This is a genomic window from Acidovorax sp. GW458-11-26-14-TSB4, from assembly GCF_059423865.1.
The window spans coordinates 77,323-96,030 of record NZ_JBWKYR010000016.1 but is presented as its reverse complement, the minus strand read 5'-3'; the positions used below and the strand labels follow the sequence as shown (position 1 = coordinate 96,030).

Sequence of the window (18,708 nt, the reverse complement as noted above, 5' to 3'; positions counted from 1 at the left end):
TGCTTGTGGCAAGCCCGGGTCCGCAACAGAGCGTAAAAAAATGGGCGAAAAAAAGCCGGACGGCATGGCGCACGCGCGCCATGACGCTGTCCGGCTGGGGAGCGGCCCCAAGGCCGCTCTGCCGATGCAATCAGCCGATCAGATCTTGCCAACCAGGTCCAGCGAAGGGGCCAGGGTCTTGGCGCCGTCGTTCCACTTGGCGGGGCAGACTTCGCCGGGGTGGGCGGCGGTGTACTGGGCCGCCTTGAGCTTGCGCACGGTTTCCTTGACGTCGCGGGCGATTTCGTTGGAATGCACTTCGGCCGTCTTGATGATGCCGTCGGGGTTGATCACGAAGGTGCCGCGCAGTGCCAGGCCTTCTTCAGGGATGTGCACGCCAAAGGCGTTGGTCAGCTGGTGCGTCGGGTCGCCGACCAGGGGGAACTTGGCCTTGCCCACGGCGGGCGAGGTTTCGTGCCAGACCTTGTGCGAGAAATGCGTGTCGGTCGTGACGATGTAGACCTCGGTGCCGGCCTTCTGGAACTCGGGGTAGTTGTCCGCAGCGTCTTCGATTTCGGTGGGGCAGTTGAAGGTGAACGCTGCAGGCATGAAGATCAGCACGGACCACTTGCCCTTCAGGTCGGCTTCGGTCAGGTCGATGAACTCGCCCTTGCCGTTGCGGTTGACGAAAGCGGTGGTCTTGAAGGGTTGAACTTGCGTGTTGATCAGGGACATTGCTGTTTCCTTAAAGGGTGGGTTGAACTGACTACGGAATGAAGTTTAGGCCCTGGAAGGCCATCAATCCAATTAATTGATTTGATTGAATCAATTGCCTGTGACTATACAAAATTCCGCGCTCGCATCGGGTTCCGGGTTGAAAGCGGCTGTTTCCGGCCGGCCTTTACCCCATGCAGCACTGTGGACCGGTTCTGTGAAGCTACGGCGAAAATCCCGGCGGACCCCGATGGCCCCAACGTCGGCGGGAACAAACGCGAACACAACTCAGCATCACACGCAGCCAATGCGCAAATACGGGGGCTTGCCTTGCAAGCGGCCCCTCGCCTTACGACAATCGTCGGCGACATAACATAACAAGGAGTCTCCCCATGCAAGGCGACGCACAGGTCATCGGCCATCTGCAGGCCCAGCTCAAGAACGAGCTCACCGCCATCAACCAGTACTTCCTGCACTACCGCATGCTCAAGCACTGGGGCTTCGACAGGCTGGCGAAGAAGGAATACAAGGAATCGATCGGCGAGATGAAGCATGCCGACGTGCTCATGGACCGCATCTTCATGCTCGACGGCCTGCCCAACCTGCAGGACATGGCCAAGCTCCAGGTCGGCGAGGACGTGCCGGAGATCCTGGCCTGCGACCTGAGCTCCGAGAAGGGCGCGCAGGCCACCATCAAGGCCGGCATCGCCCACTGCGAAACCGTGCGCGACTATGTCTCACGCGACATCCTGCAGAAGATCCTGGACGACACCGAAGAGCACATCGACTTCCTGGAAACCCAGATCGAGCTGATCGCCAAGATCGGCCTGCAGAATTACCTGCAGTCGCAGATGAGCGAAGAAGACTGAGACACCACCCCATTCAACGAGTCGCCCCACGAAGACGAGAAGAGCAGGCTCGACAAGAAGAAGACTGACCAGCAGCGCGACAACAAGAACCACCCCACACTTTTCCCACGGGCCCTCGGGCCCGTTTTTCATTTCCGGCGCCGCCCCGCCACTGCGCGACAAGCCCGTACTGTTGTTGCAAACGCACACATTTCAGCAACAACAATGAGAAACGTTCTCAATTAAAAGTAAGATCGGAGGCTCCAGCCAGCAGCCCTCCGACCGTGCCCCTGCACATGCCAGGGCCTGCACGTCTGCCTTCCCTGCCAGCCAACCTGATTTTCGGGGCACCCATGTGCACCCCGTGCCGCGCCTGCGCGCGGCTTTCCATCCGTTGGCTGCGCGTCTCCGTCATGGCGCCCCCGCCCCGGCCCCGCCAGCAGCAACGGCCCACAACGACGACCAGGATTGACCGACCGACATGCACCGCCGCCGCCCCTCCTCTCTGACGCCCCTTGCCGCTGCCGCGTTGCTGGCCTGTGCGGGCATGGCCCACGCCCAGACTGCACCGGCACCCGCCGTGCTCAAGGAAGTCACGGTGACCGATGGCCACGACGCCACCACTGAAGGCACGGGCTCCTATACCACCCGCGCACCCCTCTCCAGCGCCACCAGGCTCGGCCTCACGCCACGCGAAACACCGCAGTCCCTGTCCGTCATCACGCGCGAGCGCATGGAGGAGCAGGGCCTGCAGACCCTGTCCGAGACCATGCAGGCCACCACCGGCGTGTACGTGAGCTACACCGACAGCGAGCGCATCGGCTACAGCGCACGCGGCTACAACATCACCAACTTCCAGGTCGATGGCATGCTGAACACCTTTGGCGGCTCGCTCAAGACCAATGGCGACAACGTGGTCTACGACCGCATCGAGGTGCTGCGCGGCGCCGCCGGCCTGACCGTGGGTGCAGGCGACCCCTCGGCCACCATCAACCAGGTGCGCAAGCGCCCCACGACACAGTTCCAGGGCAGCGCTGCCGTGCGCCTGGGCAGCTACGGCCTGCGCCGCGGCGAGATCGACCTTGCCGGGCCGCTGGCCTTCGACGGCAAGATCCGCGGGCGCTTCGTCGCCGCGCAGCAGCAGTCCGACTCGTTCCGCCCCTTCTACGAACAGAAGCTCGATGCCCTCTACGGCATCGTCGAGGCCGATGTGGGCTCCAACACCACCGTGTCGCTGGGCTACGAGCGTCAGAAGTCCGACCCGCGCGGCGCCACCTGGGGCACCGTGCTGTACTGGAACGCCGATGGCTCCGTGGCCAACCTGCCCTACGACCTGAACCTGTCCACGCCCTGGGCCTCGTGGAACATCGTCGAGAAGAAGACCACGGCCACGCTGGACCACCGCTTCAACGCCGACTGGCGCCTGCGCGCGGCGTTCACGCACAGTGCGCGCGTGCAGGACGGGCACCTGTACTTCGGCTACGGCGGCAACCCGCGGCCCGACGGCAGCGGCATCACGGTGGCCTACGGCCGCTTTCCCTCCGACGAGACCATGAACGTGGTCGACCTCAACATGGAAGGCAAAATCGATGCCTTCGGCCGGCGCCACGATGTCGTCTTCGGCTGGGGCCAGAACAGGCGCACCACGGACAGCCTGCGCGTGACCCTGGGTGCCATGCCGGCCAGCTACAGCCAGATCCCCGACTGGCGCACCTGGACCGGCAACGTGCCGATCTTCCCGACCACGATCGAGGCCGTACCCACCAGCATCGGCGTGATCGAGCAAAAGGCCGCCTACGCGGCCACGCGCCTGCACATCACCGACCCGCTCAAGGTGATCCTGGGCCTGCGCTACGGCGAGTACGAGACCCGCACCAACAACTACGCCGCCACCGGTGCGCTCAGCTCCACCTCGGGCTACCGCAACGATGGCATCTACACCCCGTATGCCGGCGTGCTGTACGAGCTCACGCCCGAGTGGACCGCCTACGGCGCCTACACCGACATCTTCCAGCCGCAGAACTACCGCGACAAGGGCAACGCCATCCTCGACCCCGTAGTGGGCAAGAGCATCGAGGCCGGCATCAAGGGCGAGCTATTCGACAAGCGCATGAACGTCTCGGCCGCCATCTTCAAGAGCACCAAGGACAACGTGGCCGAGATCGACGACTCGGTGGCCCCCAACTCGCTGCCCGGCGGCGTGCAGGCCTACCGCGCCACGGGCAAGGGCAACAAGGTCGATGGCGTGGAGTTCGAGGCTTCGGGCCAGATCACGCGCCAGTGGAACCTGTCGGCCGGCTACAGCCACACCCGTTCGCGCACGGCCCTGGGCGTGGCCACCAACACCGTGATCCCGCGCAATCTGCTGCGCCTGTTCACCACCTACAGGTTCGGCGACGGCCAGCGCTGGACCGTGGGCGGCGGCATCAACTGGCAAAGCAACTTCTGGAACGCCGCGCAGCGGCCCACGGGCGCGCTTACCGCGACCGGAGCCCCCGTCACCGTGACGTCGCGCATCGACCAGGGTGCCGTGGTCATCGGTAGCCTGATGGCCAGCTACCGCATCAACGAGCACCTCACCGCGAGCGTGAACGTCAACAACCTGCTCAACAAGCACTACTACAACCGCGTGGGCTTCTACAACGGCGTGCACTGGGCCGACCCGCGCACCGCCTCGTTCACGCTGCGCGGAACGTTCTGAGCCTCGGGAGCTCCGGCCCATGAAAGCCACCCAGCCGGCCTGGCGCTACCGCCTGGCCATCACCTCGCGCGCCCTGGCGGCCACCGCCGGCGGCTATGCGCTGGCCGCAGCCTTCACGGCCGCCCTGTCGCTTGCCCTGGCACTGGCCATGCCGCGCGTGGAGGCCGTGCTCACCGCCACCATGCTGGCCTGGCTGGTCTACGCCGGCGCTGCTGGCTGGGCCTTCTACGCGCGCACGGCCTGGGGCGCCTGGGGCGGCACCCTGCTGCCCGCGCTCGCACTGGGCGCCTGCGCCATGGCGCCGCGCTGGCTGGAGAAGCTGCCATGACCACCAACACCAACTCTGCCACCCGCGCCGCGCGCGAACAGGCGGGCGAAGGCTTTCGCCAGGCCATGTCCTGGCTGCACACCTGGGCCGGGCTCATCCTGGGCTGGCTGCTGTTCGCGATCTTCCTCACGGGCACGCTGTCCTTCTTCAAGACCGAGCTCAACCTGTGGATGCGGCCCGAGCTGCACGGCATGCCCCCGCCCACGCGCGACGTGGCCGAGCGCGCCATCGCGGCCATGAACCAGAAGCAACCCGACGTGACGCAATGGATCATGCGCATGCCCGACGAGCGCCAGAACGCCGTCACCCTGCTGTGGCGCGACACGGGCAACGGCCGCTTCGAGACCCTGCTCATGAACCCGCAGACCGGCGAGACCGTGGATGCGCGCAAGACCATGGGCGGCGAGTTCTTCTACCGCTTCCATTTCGAGCTGCGCACGGCGCAGAAGGGCCGCTGGACCATCGAGGGCCGCTGGGTGGTGGGCGTGGCCACCATGCTGATGTTCATCGCCCTGCTCACGGGCGTGGTCACGCACCGGCGCATCTTCAAGGACTTCTTCACCTTCCGCCCGGCCAAGGGCGGGCAGCGCGCCTGGCTCGATGCGCACAACGTCACCGGTGTGCTGGTGCTGCCCTTCTACCTGATGATCACCTTCAGCGGGCTCATGATCTTCCACACCCTGTACATGCCCGCCGGCATCGCCGTGGCCTACCAGGGCCCCAAGGGCGTGGACTCGCAGACCTATTTTGCCGACCTGCAGGGCGAAAAGCCCGAGCGCCGCGTGCGCCGCAACCCCGGCGACAAGGTCGAGCCCCTGCCCACGCTGGCGCTCGGCCCCATCCTGGAGACGGCACGCACCCAATGGAATGGCGGGCGCATCGGCGGCATCCAGGCCCGGCGCGATGCGCAGGGCACGCCGGTGGTCGAAGTCACGCGCCATGAGGGCGACCGCCTGCAGTACCGGCCCGAGCGCATGCTCTTCGATGGGGTCACCGGCAAGGTGCTGGAGCAGACCGATGCCACCACGCCCGCCGCCGTGACCTATGGCGTGCTCTACGGCCTGCACCTGGGCCGCTTCGCCGGCCCGGGCATGCGCTGGGCGCTGGTGGGCTTTGGCCTCCTGGGCAGCATGATGATCGCCACCGGCATGGTGCTGTGGTCCGTCAAGCGTGCCGCGCAGGGCCAGCGCAAGGGCGCGGCTGCCGATGACAAAGTGCGCCTGCCATTTGGCCAGCGCCTGGTGGCCAGCCTGAACATCGCCTCGCTCGCCGGCCTGCCGCTGGCCTGCGCGGTGTACATGGCCTCCAACCGGCTGATCCCGCTCGATGCGCCTGAGCGGCCCGATGCCGAGCTGTCCTACTTCTTCGGCGCCTGGGGCGTGGCCTTGCTGTGGGGCGTGCTGTTCCCCAACCGCCGCGGCTGGTCGCTGGTACTGGCCCTGGCCGGCGCGGCCTGGGCCTCGCTGCCGGTGCTCAATGCCCTGACCACGTCCACCCACCTCGGTGTGAGCCTGCCCGCGGGCGACTGGCTGTGGGCAGGCCTGGACCTCACGTTCCTGGCCACCGGCGTGCTGCTGGGCTGGCTGGCCTGGCGCCTGCGCCCGGGCCGGCCGCTGCCGGGCAAGGCACCGCGCAGGTCCGCCGCTGCCTCGGCGATGCCGGCACCCGATGCCCGGCCCGCCGCCCAGGCCTGAAGGAGCCATCGCCATGTCCGCCTTTTTTCTCTGCTTTGCCGCCTGGTCCGCCATCGCCCTGGGCATGGACCGCCACCACGAAGACGCCCTGGGCCGCGAAGCCGCCGCCCCACGCCTGGCGCAATGGCGCCGCGCGGGCTGGCTGCTGCTGGCCCTCTCGCTGTGGCTGGCCGCGCGGCCCCATGGGGGCACGCCGGCCTCGCTCGGGGTGACGGCCTGGACCATCGCCTTGTCGGTCGCCGCCGTGGCCGTCACGGCCGTGATGACCTGGCAGCCACGCCACGCGCCCCGGTTGGCGGGCGTGGCGCTGGCCGCTGGCCTCGCCGCCTGGGCCGCAGGGTGGTGAGCATGCCTGCCCTGTACTTGCCTTGGTTGCGGTCCCGTCTGCGCCCCGCCCCATTTCCATCCCTCCCTCCCCTCGTTCACACCATGCACCCCTCTTCGATCCTCCCCCCGCCCCGTTTCCCCTTGAGCACCCTGGCCCTGCTGGCCGCCTGCAGCTGCCTGGCAGCGGGTGCGGCCCACGCACAGGACGCCGCCCTGCCCGAGGTGAAGGTGACCAACAGCAGTGACACCACCGAAGGCACAGGCCAGTACACCGCGCGCCAGATCAGCGTGGGCAAGATGGACCAGGCACCGCGCGAGATCCCGCAGTCCATCAGCGTCATCACGCGCCAGCAGCTCGATGACCGCAACGTGACCAAGGTGGAAGACGCCGTCAAGTTCAGCACCGGCATCACCGTGACGCGCTTCGACGGCGCCGGCAACTACAACACCTTCCAGTCGCGCGGCTTCGATCTGGGCTCCATCCAGCTCGACGGTGTGCCCATCCCGCAGGGCAACTACAGCACACTGGACGCCGCCATGTACGACCGCATCGAGGTGCTGCGCGGCCCTGCCGGCATGCTGCAGGGCGGCAGCGAGCCGGGAGGCACCGTGAACCTGGTGCGCAAGCGCGCACCGGGCAAGCTGATGCTCAACGCCGATGCGTCCGTGGGTTCCTTCGGCCTGCGCCGCGGCGAGGTGGACGTGGGCAGTGCGCTCAACGCCGCAGGCACCGTGCGCGCCCGCGCTGTGGCGGTGGCCGAAGACCGCGACAGCCATGTCGCCACCCTGTTCAACAACAAGCGCCTGGGCTATGGCACGCTGGAGTGGGACATCGCCCCGTCCACCACGCTGTCCATCGGCGGCGCGCAGCAGCGCGTGCGCTCCTCCATCGACCAGGGCCTGCCCACCTATGCCGATGGCCGCCTGGCCAGCCTGCCGCGCAGCTCCTTCTCGGGCCTGGCCTCCAACCGCCAGGACCTGGAAACCACCGACCTCTTCGCCGAACTGGAACACCGCCTCGCCGGAGGCGGCACGGTGCGCCTGTCGGCCCGCGATGTGGACCGCACGGCCTTCTACAGTGCCGCCCGCGCCAACAGCGCGCTCAGCCCCAATGGCAACTTCACCATGGAAATGGTCGACGGCCTGACCCATGTGAAGACGCGCAACTACGACCTGTTCGCCAGCCTGCCGGTGGACGTGGCCGGCCGCACGCACCGCCTGCTGGTGGGCGCCAGCCGCAGCGAGAACAAGAGCTACGAAAACAACTTCGCGTACGGCACGCCTGTGCAGGCCAACCTGCTCACGCCCAACTACGGCGCGCCCTACCCGGCGCTTGTGCTGCCAGGCTACTCGGCCATCACCACGCGCACCGAGAACGCGCTGTACGGCCAGGCACAGGTCAGCGTGGCCGACTCCGTCAAGGTCCTGGCCGGCGGGCGCCTGAGCTGGGCCGATGCGGTGACGCGCAGCACCAGCACGGGTGCGGCCACGAGCGTGGCCGACCCGGGCCGCCAGTTCATCCCTTCGGTGGCGGTGCTGTACGACTTCCACCCGCAGTACACGGCCTACGCGGGCTATTCCGAGACCTTCGTGGTGCAGAGCCAGCTCGACATCAACAAGCAATTGCTCGACCCCCGCACCGGCAAGCAGGTGGAACTGGGCCTGAAGGGCGAGTTCCTGGACAAGCGCCTGCAGGCGCATGCGGCCATCTTCCGCATCATCGACGAAGACCGGGCCATCGCCGACTCCCGATTGGCTGGCGCCTTCTATGCGGGCGGCAAGGTGCGTTCGCAGGGTTTCGAGGCCGAGGTCAGCGGCCAGGTGCAGCCCGGCTGGGACGTGATGGCCGGCTATGCCTACAACGACACGCTCTACCTGCGCGCACCCGCGGCCCAGCTGGGCCAGGTGTTCAGCCCCGTCACCCCGCGCCACAGCGTGAACGTCTTCACGCGCTATGCCTTCACCTCGCCCGCATTGCGTGGCTTCAGCATCGGCGGCGGCCTGTCCTACCGCAGCGAGTTCTTTGCCCAGAGCGGCACGCTGCGCATCACCTCGGGCGACTACGTGCTGGCCAGCGCGCAGGTGGGCTACCAGATCAACGACCAACTGGCCCTGAACCTCAGCGTGGACAACCTGTTCGACAAGACCTACTACGAGAAGGTCTCGGGCACTTCCCGCCAGAACTTCTACGGCGAGCCGCGCCGCGTGACGCTGGCGCTCAAGGCCCGGTACTGAACCCAGATGCTGAACCCGGTTTGAGACACCAAAACAACACCACGGAAACAACGCAAAAGCAAATCATTCTTAGTTGCAACGTAAAATCGCTGGCGTGAAGCCCCTTCGGCCCCGGCGCCGCAGGGGCTTCTGCCATCGCCCTCTTCCCTCTTCTTTTTCCAAGGTGTCCGGCTTGCTGCCCTCCTGTCCCCTCCCGTTGCGTGCCCTGCTCCGGTCGCCTGGCGACCGCGGCCCGCGCACACGCCCGGGAAGCCAGGCCGGACGCCCTGGGTGCTGACCCGCAAAGCCCACGCCATGCTGTCACCTGCCGCCCTTCGCCGCTGGTCCTGGACCCACAAGTGGTCCAGCCTCGTCTGCACCATCTTCATGCTGCTGCTGTGCCTTACCGGCCTGCCGCTGATCTTCCACCACGAAATCGGCCACCTGCTGGGCACCGAGGTCGAGGCGCCGGCCATGCCCGACGGCACGCCGCGCGCCAGCCTGGACACGGTGATCGCCGCCGCCAAGGCCGTTCACCCCGAGCGCATGGTGCAGTTCGTCTCGCAGGCCGAGGACGACGACAAGGTCTGGTTCGTCACGCTCACGCACACGCCCGACCCTACCGAGGACTTCAAGTCCGTGGCGGTCGATGCGCGCACGGCCAAGGTGCTGTCCGATATTCCCACCAACCAGGGCTTCATGAACCTCATGTTCCGCCTGCACGTGGACCTGTTCGCCGGCCTGCCAGGCAAGCTTTTCCTGGGCTTCATGGGCCTGCTGCTGCTGGTGGCCATCGTCACCGGTGTGGTGCTGTACGCGCCCTTCATGCGCAAGCTGCGCTTTGGCGACGTGCGGCGCGACCGCTCCACGCGCGTGAAGTGGCTGGACCTGCACAACCTGCTGGGCATCGTGACCCTGGTGTGGGCGCTGGTGGTGGGCGCCACCGGCATGATCAACACCTGGGCCGACCTGATGATCAAGTACTGGCAGTACGACCAGTTGTCCACGCTGCTCGCGCCCTACAAGGGCAAGCCCGTGATCCCCATGGACCAGCGCGGCCCGCTGCAGCAGGCGGTGGACGTGGCCCGCGCGCATGCGCCGGGCACCAAGCTGTCGTTCATCGCCTTCCCGGGTACCTCGTTCTCCAGCCCGCACCACAACACCGTCTTCGTGCGCGGTGCCGAGCCGCTGACCTCGCGCCTGCTGCAGCCCATTTTGGTCGATGCCCACAGCGGCCAGATCACGGCCGCGCCGCAGCTGCCGTGGTACCTCACGGCGCTGCTGGTCTCGCAGCCGCTGCACTTCGGCGACTACGGGGGCATGCCCATGAAGATTCTCTGGGCGCTGCTGGACATCGCCACCATCATCGTGCTGGGCAGCGGCCTGTACCTGTGGCTGCGCCGCAAGGCACCCGCCGCGGCCACCGCGCCCGCAGCCCCCGCCGGCCTGTCCGCCAGTGCCACGGCCTCCCTGGCCGCCAACCCGGAGCGCGCCGCATGAGCAGGAATGCACCCACGCCCTTTCGCACCCTGTGGGGCTGGCCCATCGTGCTCGGGCTGCTCACGGCCACCGGCCTGGCCACCGCCCTGGTCTCGGACACCTGGGGCGACTGGTGGTCCTGGATCGGGCTGGGCGTGCCCGTGGCCGTGATGGCCTGGTTCGCCTGGCGGCCCGCACCGGCCGCAGCCCCTGCCGATCCGAACCCCAGCGACGACCCCGCCAACCCTTTCTGACATTTACTTTTTCTGACCACCATGCACCCTACCCATCGCCCCCCTGTGCTGGCGCACACGCCAGCAGCCCTGGCCGCTGCCCTGCTGTGCACCTTCGCCCTGCCGGCCGCCATCGCGCAGACCGCCGCCACCGGCAGCGACAAGACGCTCTCCACCGTCACCGTGAATGCCAGCGCCGACGCATCGGCGCAAGGCCTGTCACCCGCCTATCCCGGTGGCCAGGTGGCACGCGGCGGCCGCGTGGGCATCCTGGGCACGCGCGATGCGATGGAGACGCCGTTTTCCACCATCAGCTACACCAACGAGCTGATCCAGGACCGCCACGCCCGCAGCGTGGGTGACGTGCTGCAGAACGACCCCACGGTGCGCGTGGCGCGCGGCTTCGGCAACTTCCAGGAGTCGTACTTCATCCGCGGCTTCATCCTCGGCTCGGACGACACGGCCTACAACGGCCTGTACGGCCTGCTGCCACGCCAGTACATCGCCACCGAGCTGTTCGAGCGCGTGGAAGTGCTGCGCGGCGCATCGTCCTTCCTGAACGGCGCCAACCCCAGCGGGGGCGGCCTGGGCGGCGCCATCAACCTGCTGCCCAAGCGTGCGCCCAACGAGCCGCTGAGCCGCGTGGGCTTCGGCGTCGGCAGCGGCGGCCATACCGACGTTTCGGCCGACATCGCGCGCCGCTTCGGGCCCGATGGCAACACCGGCATCCGCGTCAACGTGGCCTCGCACCATGGCGGCACGGCCATCGACGACGAGAAGGCCAGGCTCGGCCTGGCCGCCGTGGGCCTGGACTGGCGCAGCCGCGACGTGCGCCTGTCGGGCGACATCGGCTGGCAGGACCACAAGCTCAAGCGCACGCGCACCAACGTGACGCTGGGCGGCGCCGTGACCGTGGTGCCCACCGCACCGGACGGCAACAGCAACTTCGCGCAGCCCTGGTCCTTCTCCAACGAGCGCGACACCTTCGGCACGCTGCGCGGCGAGTGGGACATCAACCAGAACATCACGGCCTGGGCCGCCGCCGGCGCCCGCAGCGGCAAGGAGCTGAACTCGCTGGCCAACCTCTCGGTGTCCAACGGCAGCACGGGCGCGGGCACCACCTACCGCTTCGACAACGCCCGCAAGGACAACGTGAACACCGGCGAACTGGGCCTGCGCGGCAAGCTGCAGACCGGCAGCATCGGCCATGAGTGGGTGCTCGCAGCCTCCACGTTCAGCCTGGACAAGAAGAACGCCTATGTCTTCGACTCCGGCAACACGCAGTCCACGAACCTCTACAACCCCGTGTTCTCGGCCTTTCCGGCCTTCAGCGCCAATGCGGGCAAGGGCGGCGTGATGGACAACCCGCTGACCACGGGCCGCACCCGCATGAGCAGCGTGGCGCTGGGCGATACGCTGTCGATGCTGGACAACCGCCTGCTGGTCACGCTGGGCGTGCGCCACCAGAAGTTCGACATCGCCAACTTCGCCTATGGCACCGGCGCCCAGACCTCGCGTTATGAACAGGACCGCACCAGCCCCGTGGTGGGTGCCCTGTACAAGATCGACAAGAGCCTGTCGGTGTACGCCAACTATGCGGAGGGCCTGAGCCAGGGCGACACCGCGCCCGCCACGGCGGCCAACCGCGGCACCATGCTGGCACCCTATGTGTCCAAGCAGAAGGAAATCGGCGTGAAGTACGACGGCGGCCGCGTGGGCGGCAGCGTGGCGCTGTTCTCCACCGACAAGCCGCGCTCGGTCATCGATGCAGCGAACATCTTCAGTGGCAGCGGCAAGGACCGCCACCAGGGCCTGGAACTGGCCGTGCAGGGCGAGGCCATGAGCGGCCTGCGCGTGCTCGGCGGCGCCACGTGGCTGGATGCCACACAGCAGCGCACCGGCTCGGCACTCACCGATGGCCAGCGCGTGATCGGCGTGCCCAAGCTGCAGGCCAACCTGGGCCTGGAATGGGACGTGCCCGGTGTGCGCGGCCTGGCCCTCGATGGCCGCCTTGTGCACACCGGTTCGAGCTACGCCAACGCCACCAACACCCTGCGCGTGGCCGGCTGGAACCGCCTGGACCTGGGCGCCCGCTACCTGACCGAGGTGGGTGGCAAGCTCGTCACGCTGCGCGCCCGCATCGACAACGCGACCAACAAGAACCACTGGGCTTCGGTGGGCGGCTACCCCGGCTCGGGCTACCTGGTGGTGGGTGCGCCGCGCGCCTTCACCCTGAGCGCCAGCGTCGACTTCTGACGCCAGCCTCCGGCCATCGGGCGGCCCGCGCCACCCGATGGCCTGCGGATTTTCCAGCCACCGCGCGAGCGACCGTGCTCGCCCAGGCAGCCAATTTTTTTGCGATCCACGGCAGGTGGCCTACCTACCTGCCTTTCCAAGAGATGACACTGCCATGCCCCGCACACTGACACCCGTGATGGCCGCGCTGCTCGGCCTGGCCGCCACGGCCCAGGCCCAGCAAACCCTGCCCGAAGTCAAGATCCAGGAAGCCGCCAGCGAACGCGATGGCGCTGCTGCGCAGGGCTACCGCCCGGCCCAGGTGCGCCAGCTCGGCCCTTTGGCCGACCTGCCCCTGCTGGACACGCCGTTCTCGGTCCACGTGACCACCGGCGAGCTGCTGCAGAACCTGCAGGCCAGCAAGCCCGACGACGCCTTCCGCTACAACCCCGTGGTGCAGCTGCAGGGTCCGCAGTCGCGCTTTTTCACCAGCGTGGCCATGCGCGGCTTCAGCGTCGGGTCGACCAAGCGCATCGACGGCGTTCCCAGCACCACCACCTATGTGAACACGGACCTGGAGGACAAGGAGCGCATCGAGGTGCTGACCGGTCTGTCGGGCTTTCTCCATGGCAGCGGAAATGTGGGCGGCACCATCAACTACGTGCTCAAGCGCCCCGTCTACCAGCCGCTGGCGCGCGTGACCGCAGGCATCACCGAGGGCAGCAACCTGCGGGTGCACGGCGACTTCGGCGGGGCGCTGGACGCGGACGGCCGCCTGGCCTACCGCCTCAACGCGGTGGCGCAGGACGGCGACCTGCGGCTCGACGGCCAGTCCCTGCGGCGTGGACTGGTCAGCGGCGCACTGGACTGGAACCTCAGTGACCGCCTGCAGCTGCAGTTCGATGCCTCCCGCAGCATCTACCACATGAAGGGCAGCGAACCCTTCTGGGACGTGGACCCGGGGGCCGCATTTCCCGCAGCACCCGACCTGCACCGCAGCTACGGCCAGCCCTTCACGCGCACCGACACCACGCAGACCCAGTGGGGCGCACGCGTGACCTGGCGCGCCAGCGAGGCGCTGACCGTGCGCACCGGCCTCACGCAGCGCAAGAGCGACATCGACCTCATCGCGGCCAACAACCTCTTCGTCACCGGAGCCCCCGGCCGCTACCGCGTGCAGGCCAGCGCCTGGGACTACCCCGACGTCAAGGCGCTGGGCGGCTTTGCGCTGGTGGACGGCAAGCTGCAGACCGGCAGCCTGCGCCACAAGATCACCGCGGGCTGGTACGGCGACCATGACGAGCGCACCCCGTTCCTGAGCTCGGCCGGCGGCTGGGCCACGCTGACCTCCGCCCCCATGGACATCGCCGCGCCCACGGCGCTCACCGCCCCGGCCTTCACCATCGCGGGCCCCAAGTACATCGCCCAGCGCTCGCGCTACGGCAACTGGGTGCTGGGCGACCATGTGGAGTTCAACGCGCAGTGGTCGGCCCTGGTCGGCCTCACCCACGCCAGCATCACGGACACCAGCTACAACGCCGCCGGCGCCACCACGGCCCGCTACGGCGACAGCCGCACCACGCCCTCGCTGGCCGTGCTGTTCAAGCCGGCAGAGCACATCACCCTCTATGCCAACTACATGGAGAGCCTGGAAAAAGGCGGCACCGCGCCGCTGACCGCGGGCGGACGTGCCGTGGTCAATGCGGGCGCCGTCCTGCCGCCACTGCTGTCCAAGCAGGCCGAGGTGGGCGTCAAGGCCGAACTCGGCAACATGCTGTTGACCGGCGCGCTGTTCCAGATCGACAAGGGCCTGCAGTACACCGACACCACCACCCACCCCGCCGCACCGGTGTACGTGCAGGACGGTCGCCAGGTGCACAAGGGGCTTGAATTCACCGCCAGCGGCCGTGCCCTGCCCGGGCTCACGCTGTGGGGCGGCGTCACGCTGCTGGACGCCCAGGTGACCAGGCAGACGGCCACCCCGGCGCTGCAGGGCAAGACCCCGGCCAACGTCGCCGAAGTCCAGGCCAAGCTCTACGCCGAGTACGACATCGCCGCCGTGCCCGGTCTGGCGCTCACGGGCGGTGTGCTCTACACCGGCAGGCAGCAGCGCGATGCCCTCAACACCCAGCAACTGCCCGCCTACACGCTGCTCGATGCCGGGTTGCGCCATGTTGCCAAGGTGTCGGGCAAGCCCGTGGTCTGGCGCCTGTCGGTGGCCAATCTCACCGACAAACAGTACTGGCTCAACGGCACCTACCTGGGGCGCCCGCGCACCGTCTCCCTGTCCGCACAAGTGGACTTGTGAACTGCAACGATAATCGCACTCGTTCTCGTTTACTTTCTCTCTCACTCCAAAGGCATCTCACCATGACCCTGACCCTTCGCACCGCTGCCGCTTTCGCCCTGGTGGCCGCAGCCGCCACCACCGCCAACGCCCACCAGGTGTGGCTCGAAAACGCCGGCGGCCAGGCCCGCCTGCACTTCGGCGAGTTCAACGACAACCTGCGCGAGACCTCGCCCGGTGCGCTGGACAAGTTCAAGGGTGTGCCCGTGCTCGAGCAGCGCGCCGGCACCGCCAGCCAGAAGGTCGAAGGCAAGCTCACCAAGGACGCCTTCGCCTACACCGTGACCGGCAACGCCGACACGCTGTTCGCCGCCGCCACCTACCCGCTGATCGACCGCAGCAAGCGCAACCTGCCCGCCATGTACTGGCAGCCCTCGGCGCGCTGGGTCGCCAGCCTCGCCCAGCCCGTGGCGCCCGGCCAGGCGCTGGACCTGGTGCCCACGGGCAAGCCCGGCCAGCTCAAGGTCGTGTTCAACGGCAAGCCGCTGCCCAAGGCCAAGGTGCAACTGGTCTCGCCCGCCGGCTGGAGCCGTGAAGCCCAGTCCGCTGATGACGGCACCGTGGAGTTCCTGACCCCCTGGAAGGGCCAGTACGTGGCCGAAGTGCACCACACCGACAAGACCCCCGGCGAAGCCCAGGGCGAGAAGTACGGCGAAGCCAGCTACGTGACCACGCTGAGCTTTGTGCAGGCCGAGGGCGCGGTTTCGCCTCCACTGCCCCCAGCACCCGAGAAACACTGAGTGCTCCCATGGCGCCTGGCGCCATGATCCAAGCCCCGGCACGCACCAGCGTGCCGGGGCTTTTTCTTTCTTACGAAGGCCGCGCCAGCACGGCCACCTGGATTTCGGTGCGGGTCTCGAAGCCCAGGGTTTCATAGAGCGCGATGGCCGCATGGTTGCTGGCCCAGGCATGCAGGAAGGCCTGGTCGCCGCGCTGCTGGATGGCATGCGCCACCACCGACGACAGCCGGCGCGCCAGGCCCCGGCCGCGAAAGTCCGGGTGGGTGCAGACCCCGCTCACCTCCGTACCCCCTGCAAAGCGCATGCGCTCGCCGGCCATGGCGGCCAGGCGCCCATCGATGCGCACCCCGAGGAAGCGGCCCATGGTGTGGGTGCGTTCGAGAAAAGGGCCGGGCTCCGTGAGCCGGGCCAGGGCCAGCATCTCGGGTGCATCCGCATCGCCGAGCTCCACCACCGCCTCGGCACCGTCCACAGGCGCCACGGGCCCCATGGCCAGCATCTGCACGCCCTGGGCGCTGCGCACGAGCTGCAGGCCGGGCGGCACCTGTACCGGTGCCACCTGCGCCATGAAGATGGACTCTCCCGGCGCCACCAGATCGGCCAGTGCCGCCAGGCTGGCACCCTCATCGTCGCGGGCCGAGGCGAACAGGTTCACATCGCGCCGGTACCGCCTGGCGAGCTCTCCGCCTTCGGCGAGTTGCGGCGCATGCAGCAGCGCAGCCCAGACGGGGCGGTCAAGGGGGTTGTTGTCGTTCATCGGGGTGCCTTTTCGGAGGAGCGTGCGGGCTGTGCCGCGAGGGTGGCTGCTGCGCGCTGCAGCAGCGAGGTGTGTGCGAGGCCCTGCTCCAGGGCCGCGAGCTGGTCGAGCAGCGGTCCCTGCAGCGGTGCGCAGATCTGGGCCACCGAGGCTTCGATCACCGGCCAGACTTCCCGCCGGGCACGCTCGACCAGGGCCTGCCCTGCAGCGCTGAGCTGCACCTTGCGGATACGCCGGTCGGACTCAAGCGAACGGGATTCCACCAGGCCGCTGGCCTCCAGCCCGTGCAGCGAGCGGGTGACCACGGGCTGGCTGACCCCGACTGCCGCGCTCAGCTCACCCACGCCCAGCGGGCCATGCCGGTCCAGCGCGGCGAGCAGCGGGAAATGGGCGGCCGGCAGGTCGATGCCATGCTGGGCCATGAGCGCCTGGGTCTGCGCCTGCAGCGACTCCCCGATGCGCCGAAAGCGCGTGCCCAGGGTGAGGAATCCGAGTTCCTTAACGGTATCGTGCAACATGAATTTCCTTTGATATATATCATGCTATATATTTGATAAAGCCATGTCAAGCCATACCGGTGGAACATGGCCCGCGAGGCCCGCCGGGGCCTGCATCGCGGGCCATGCGTCCATCACACGTTCATGATCGAGACCAGGCGCGTGTTCAGATGCGCCTCGACGGCTTCACTGCCGCCTTCGGAGCCGTAGCCCGAATCCTTGAGGCCGCCGAAGGGCAACTCAGCGGCCGGAGCGGCAGCCTGGTTGATCCACAGCATGCCCACTTCCAGGCGCTGGGACAGCAGGTGCGCGTTCTTGAGCGAACGCGTGAAGGCATAACCGGCCAGGCCAAAGGGCAGGCGGTTGGCTTCGGCAATGGCGTCCTCGATCTTCTCGAAACCGCGCACGGCGGCCACGGGGCCGAAGGGCTCTTCGTTGAAGATGCGGGCCGACAGCGGCACGTCGTTGAGCACGGTGGGCTGGAAGAAGTTGCCTTCGCTGCCGATGCGCTCGCCACCAGCGGCCAGTTGCGCGCCCTGCTGCACGGCGTCGGCCAGCAGGTCGGCCATGGCGGTGATGCGGCGCGGGTTGGCCAGCGGGCCCATCTGCGTGCCCTGCACCAGGCCGTCGCCGACCTTCAGGCCCTGGGCATGGCCCGTGAGCGCAGCCACGAACTCGGCGCGGATGCTCTCGTGCACCAGGAAGCGGGTGGGCGAGATGCAGACCTGGCCGGCATTGCGGAACTTGGCGCCACCGGCGGCCTTGATGGCCAGGGCCACGTCGGCGTCCTCGGCGACGATCACCGGGGCATGGCCGCCCAGTTCCATGGTCACGCGCTTCATGTGCTTGCCGGCCAGGGCGGCCAGTTGCTTGCCCACGGGCGTGGAGCCGGTGAAGGTGACCTTGCGGATGATGGGGTGCGGAATCAGGTAGTTGGAGATCTCGGCGGGGTCGCCATAGACCAGGCCCACGGTGCCTTCAGGTACGCCGGCATCCGCGAACGCGCGGATCAGCTCGGCCGGGCTGGCCGGGGTTTCCTCGGGTGCCTTGACCAGGATGGAACAGCCGGCCGACAGCGCGGCTGCGAGCTTGCGCACCACCTGGTTGATGGGGAAGTTCCAGGGCGTGAAGGCCGCCACGGGGCCCACGGGGTCCTTGATGACCAGTTGCTGGGCCTTGAGGTTGCGCGAGGGCACGATGCGGCCGTAGACGCGCAGGGATTCGTCGGCGAACCATTCGATGATGTCGGCCGAGGCCATGGTCTCCACCTTGGCTTCGGGCAGGGGCTTGCCCTGCTCCTGCACCATGATGGCGGCGATGGCATCAGCGCGCTCGCGCATCAGCGCGGCGGCGCGGCGCATGGTCTTGGCGCGGTCCACGGCCGGGATGTCGCGCCAGGCCTCGAAGCCCTTCTGCGCGGCTTCAAGGGCACGGTCCAGGTCGGCCTTGCCGGCATGGGCCACGCGGCCGATTTCCTTGCCCGTGGCGGGGTTGTGCACGGCGATGGTCTTGCCATCGGCGGCGTCCTGCCACTGGCCGGCGATGAAGAGGCGGGTATCGGGGTAGCTCATTGCGAAGTCTCCTGCATGCAAGGGGAAGAATGGGATGGCAGCCA

Annotated in this window: 15 protein-coding genes; 11 read left to right on the top strand and 4 right to left on the bottom strand. The window is 68.1% G+C overall.

The window, feature by feature from the left end:
• Positions 1 to 138: 138 nt before the first annotated feature.
• Entirely contained in the window at positions 139 to 714 is a 576-nt protein-coding gene (ahpC, locus tag AC07X5_RS25040) for an alkyl hydroperoxide reductase subunit C (RefSeq protein WP_007854684.1), read from the bottom strand.
• A gap of 371 nt (positions 715 to 1,085) precedes the next feature.
• On the opposite strand from ahpC, the gene bfr reads away from it, so the two are divergent.
• From bfr to AC07X5_RS24985, 11 genes are all read left to right on the top strand, one after another.
• A complete protein-coding gene (gene bfr, locus AC07X5_RS25035) occupies positions 1,086 to 1,562 on the top strand; it encodes a bacterioferritin (protein ID WP_494772317.1) in 477 nt (158 codons plus the stop codon).
• A 460-nt stretch (positions 1,563 to 2,022) separates the two neighbouring features.
• Complete coding sequence (locus tag AC07X5_RS25030; protein ID WP_494772316.1) at positions 2,023 to 4,242, top strand: TonB-dependent siderophore receptor; 2,220 nt, start codon at positions 2,023 to 2,025, stop codon at positions 4,240 to 4,242.
• A gap of 19 nt (positions 4,243 to 4,261) precedes the next feature.
• Positions 4,262 to 4,570 carry a DUF3649 domain-containing protein gene (locus AC07X5_RS25025; RefSeq protein ID WP_494772315.1) on the top strand — a complete coding sequence of 103 codons (309 nt, stop codon included), beginning with the start codon at positions 4,262 to 4,264 and terminating at the stop codon, positions 4,568 to 4,570.
• Positions 4,567 to 6,264: a PepSY-associated TM helix domain-containing protein gene (locus AC07X5_RS25020; RefSeq protein WP_494772314.1), complete on the top strand. Its 1,698-nt coding sequence runs from the start codon at positions 4,567 to 4,569 to the stop codon at positions 6,262 to 6,264. Before AC07X5_RS25025 ends, AC07X5_RS25020 begins: the two co-directional genes overlap by 4 nt.
• Before the next feature lie 13 nt (positions 6,265 to 6,277).
• Positions 6,278 to 6,610 (top strand): DUF3325 domain-containing protein, encoded by a 333-nt coding sequence (locus AC07X5_RS25015; protein WP_494772313.1) that lies wholly within the window; start codon positions 6,278 to 6,280, stop codon positions 6,608 to 6,610.
• Positions 6,611 to 6,732: 122 nt separating this feature from the next.
• Complete coding sequence (locus AC07X5_RS25010) at positions 6,733 to 8,826, top strand: TonB-dependent siderophore receptor (protein WP_494772312.1); 2,094 nt, start codon at positions 6,733 to 6,735, stop codon at positions 8,824 to 8,826.
• A gap of 294 nt (positions 8,827 to 9,120) precedes the next feature.
• Positions 9,121 to 10,305: a PepSY-associated TM helix domain-containing protein gene (locus AC07X5_RS25005; protein ID WP_494772311.1), complete on the top strand. Its 1,185-nt coding sequence runs from the start codon at positions 9,121 to 9,123 to the stop codon at positions 10,303 to 10,305.
• Positions 10,302 to 10,538, top strand: coding sequence for a hypothetical protein (locus AC07X5_RS25000; RefSeq protein WP_409959731.1), 237 nt, complete (start codon positions 10,302 to 10,304; stop codon positions 10,536 to 10,538). Before AC07X5_RS25005 ends, AC07X5_RS25000 begins: the two co-directional genes overlap by 4 nt.
• 21 nt (positions 10,539 to 10,559) lie before the next feature.
• Positions 10,560 to 12,773 carry a TonB-dependent receptor gene (locus tag AC07X5_RS24995; RefSeq protein WP_494772310.1) on the top strand — a complete coding sequence of 738 codons (2,214 nt, stop codon included), beginning with the start codon at positions 10,560 to 10,562 and terminating at the stop codon, positions 12,771 to 12,773.
• 154 nt (positions 12,774 to 12,927) lie between these two features.
• A complete protein-coding gene (locus AC07X5_RS24990) occupies positions 12,928 to 15,060 on the top strand; it encodes a TonB-dependent receptor (protein WP_494772309.1) in 2,133 nt (710 codons plus the stop codon).
• Positions 15,061 to 15,122: 62 nt separating this feature from the next.
• Complete coding sequence (locus AC07X5_RS24985) at positions 15,123 to 15,839, top strand: TonB-dependent receptor (protein WP_409958220.1); 717 nt, start codon at positions 15,123 to 15,125, stop codon at positions 15,837 to 15,839.
• Positions 15,840 to 15,909: 70 nt separating this feature from the next.
• Here AC07X5_RS24985 and AC07X5_RS24980 read toward each other — a convergent pair whose 3' ends face one another.
• The 3 genes from AC07X5_RS24980 to AC07X5_RS24970 form a co-directional block, all read right to left on the bottom strand.
• Complete coding sequence (locus AC07X5_RS24980; RefSeq protein WP_494772308.1) at positions 15,910 to 16,596, bottom strand: GNAT family N-acetyltransferase; 687 nt, start codon at positions 16,594 to 16,596, stop codon at positions 15,910 to 15,912.
• On the bottom strand, positions 16,593 to 17,114 hold the full coding sequence (locus AC07X5_RS24975; protein ID WP_494772307.1) for a MarR family winged helix-turn-helix transcriptional regulator: 522 nt from the start codon (positions 17,112 to 17,114) through the stop codon (positions 16,593 to 16,595). Before AC07X5_RS24975 ends, AC07X5_RS24980 begins: the two co-directional genes overlap by 4 nt.
• Before the next feature lie 113 nt (positions 17,115 to 17,227).
• Positions 17,228 to 18,664, bottom strand: coding sequence for an NAD-dependent succinate-semialdehyde dehydrogenase (locus AC07X5_RS24970; RefSeq protein WP_494772306.1), 1,437 nt, complete (start codon positions 18,662 to 18,664; stop codon positions 17,228 to 17,230).
• Positions 18,665 to 18,708: the final 44 nt, after the last annotated feature.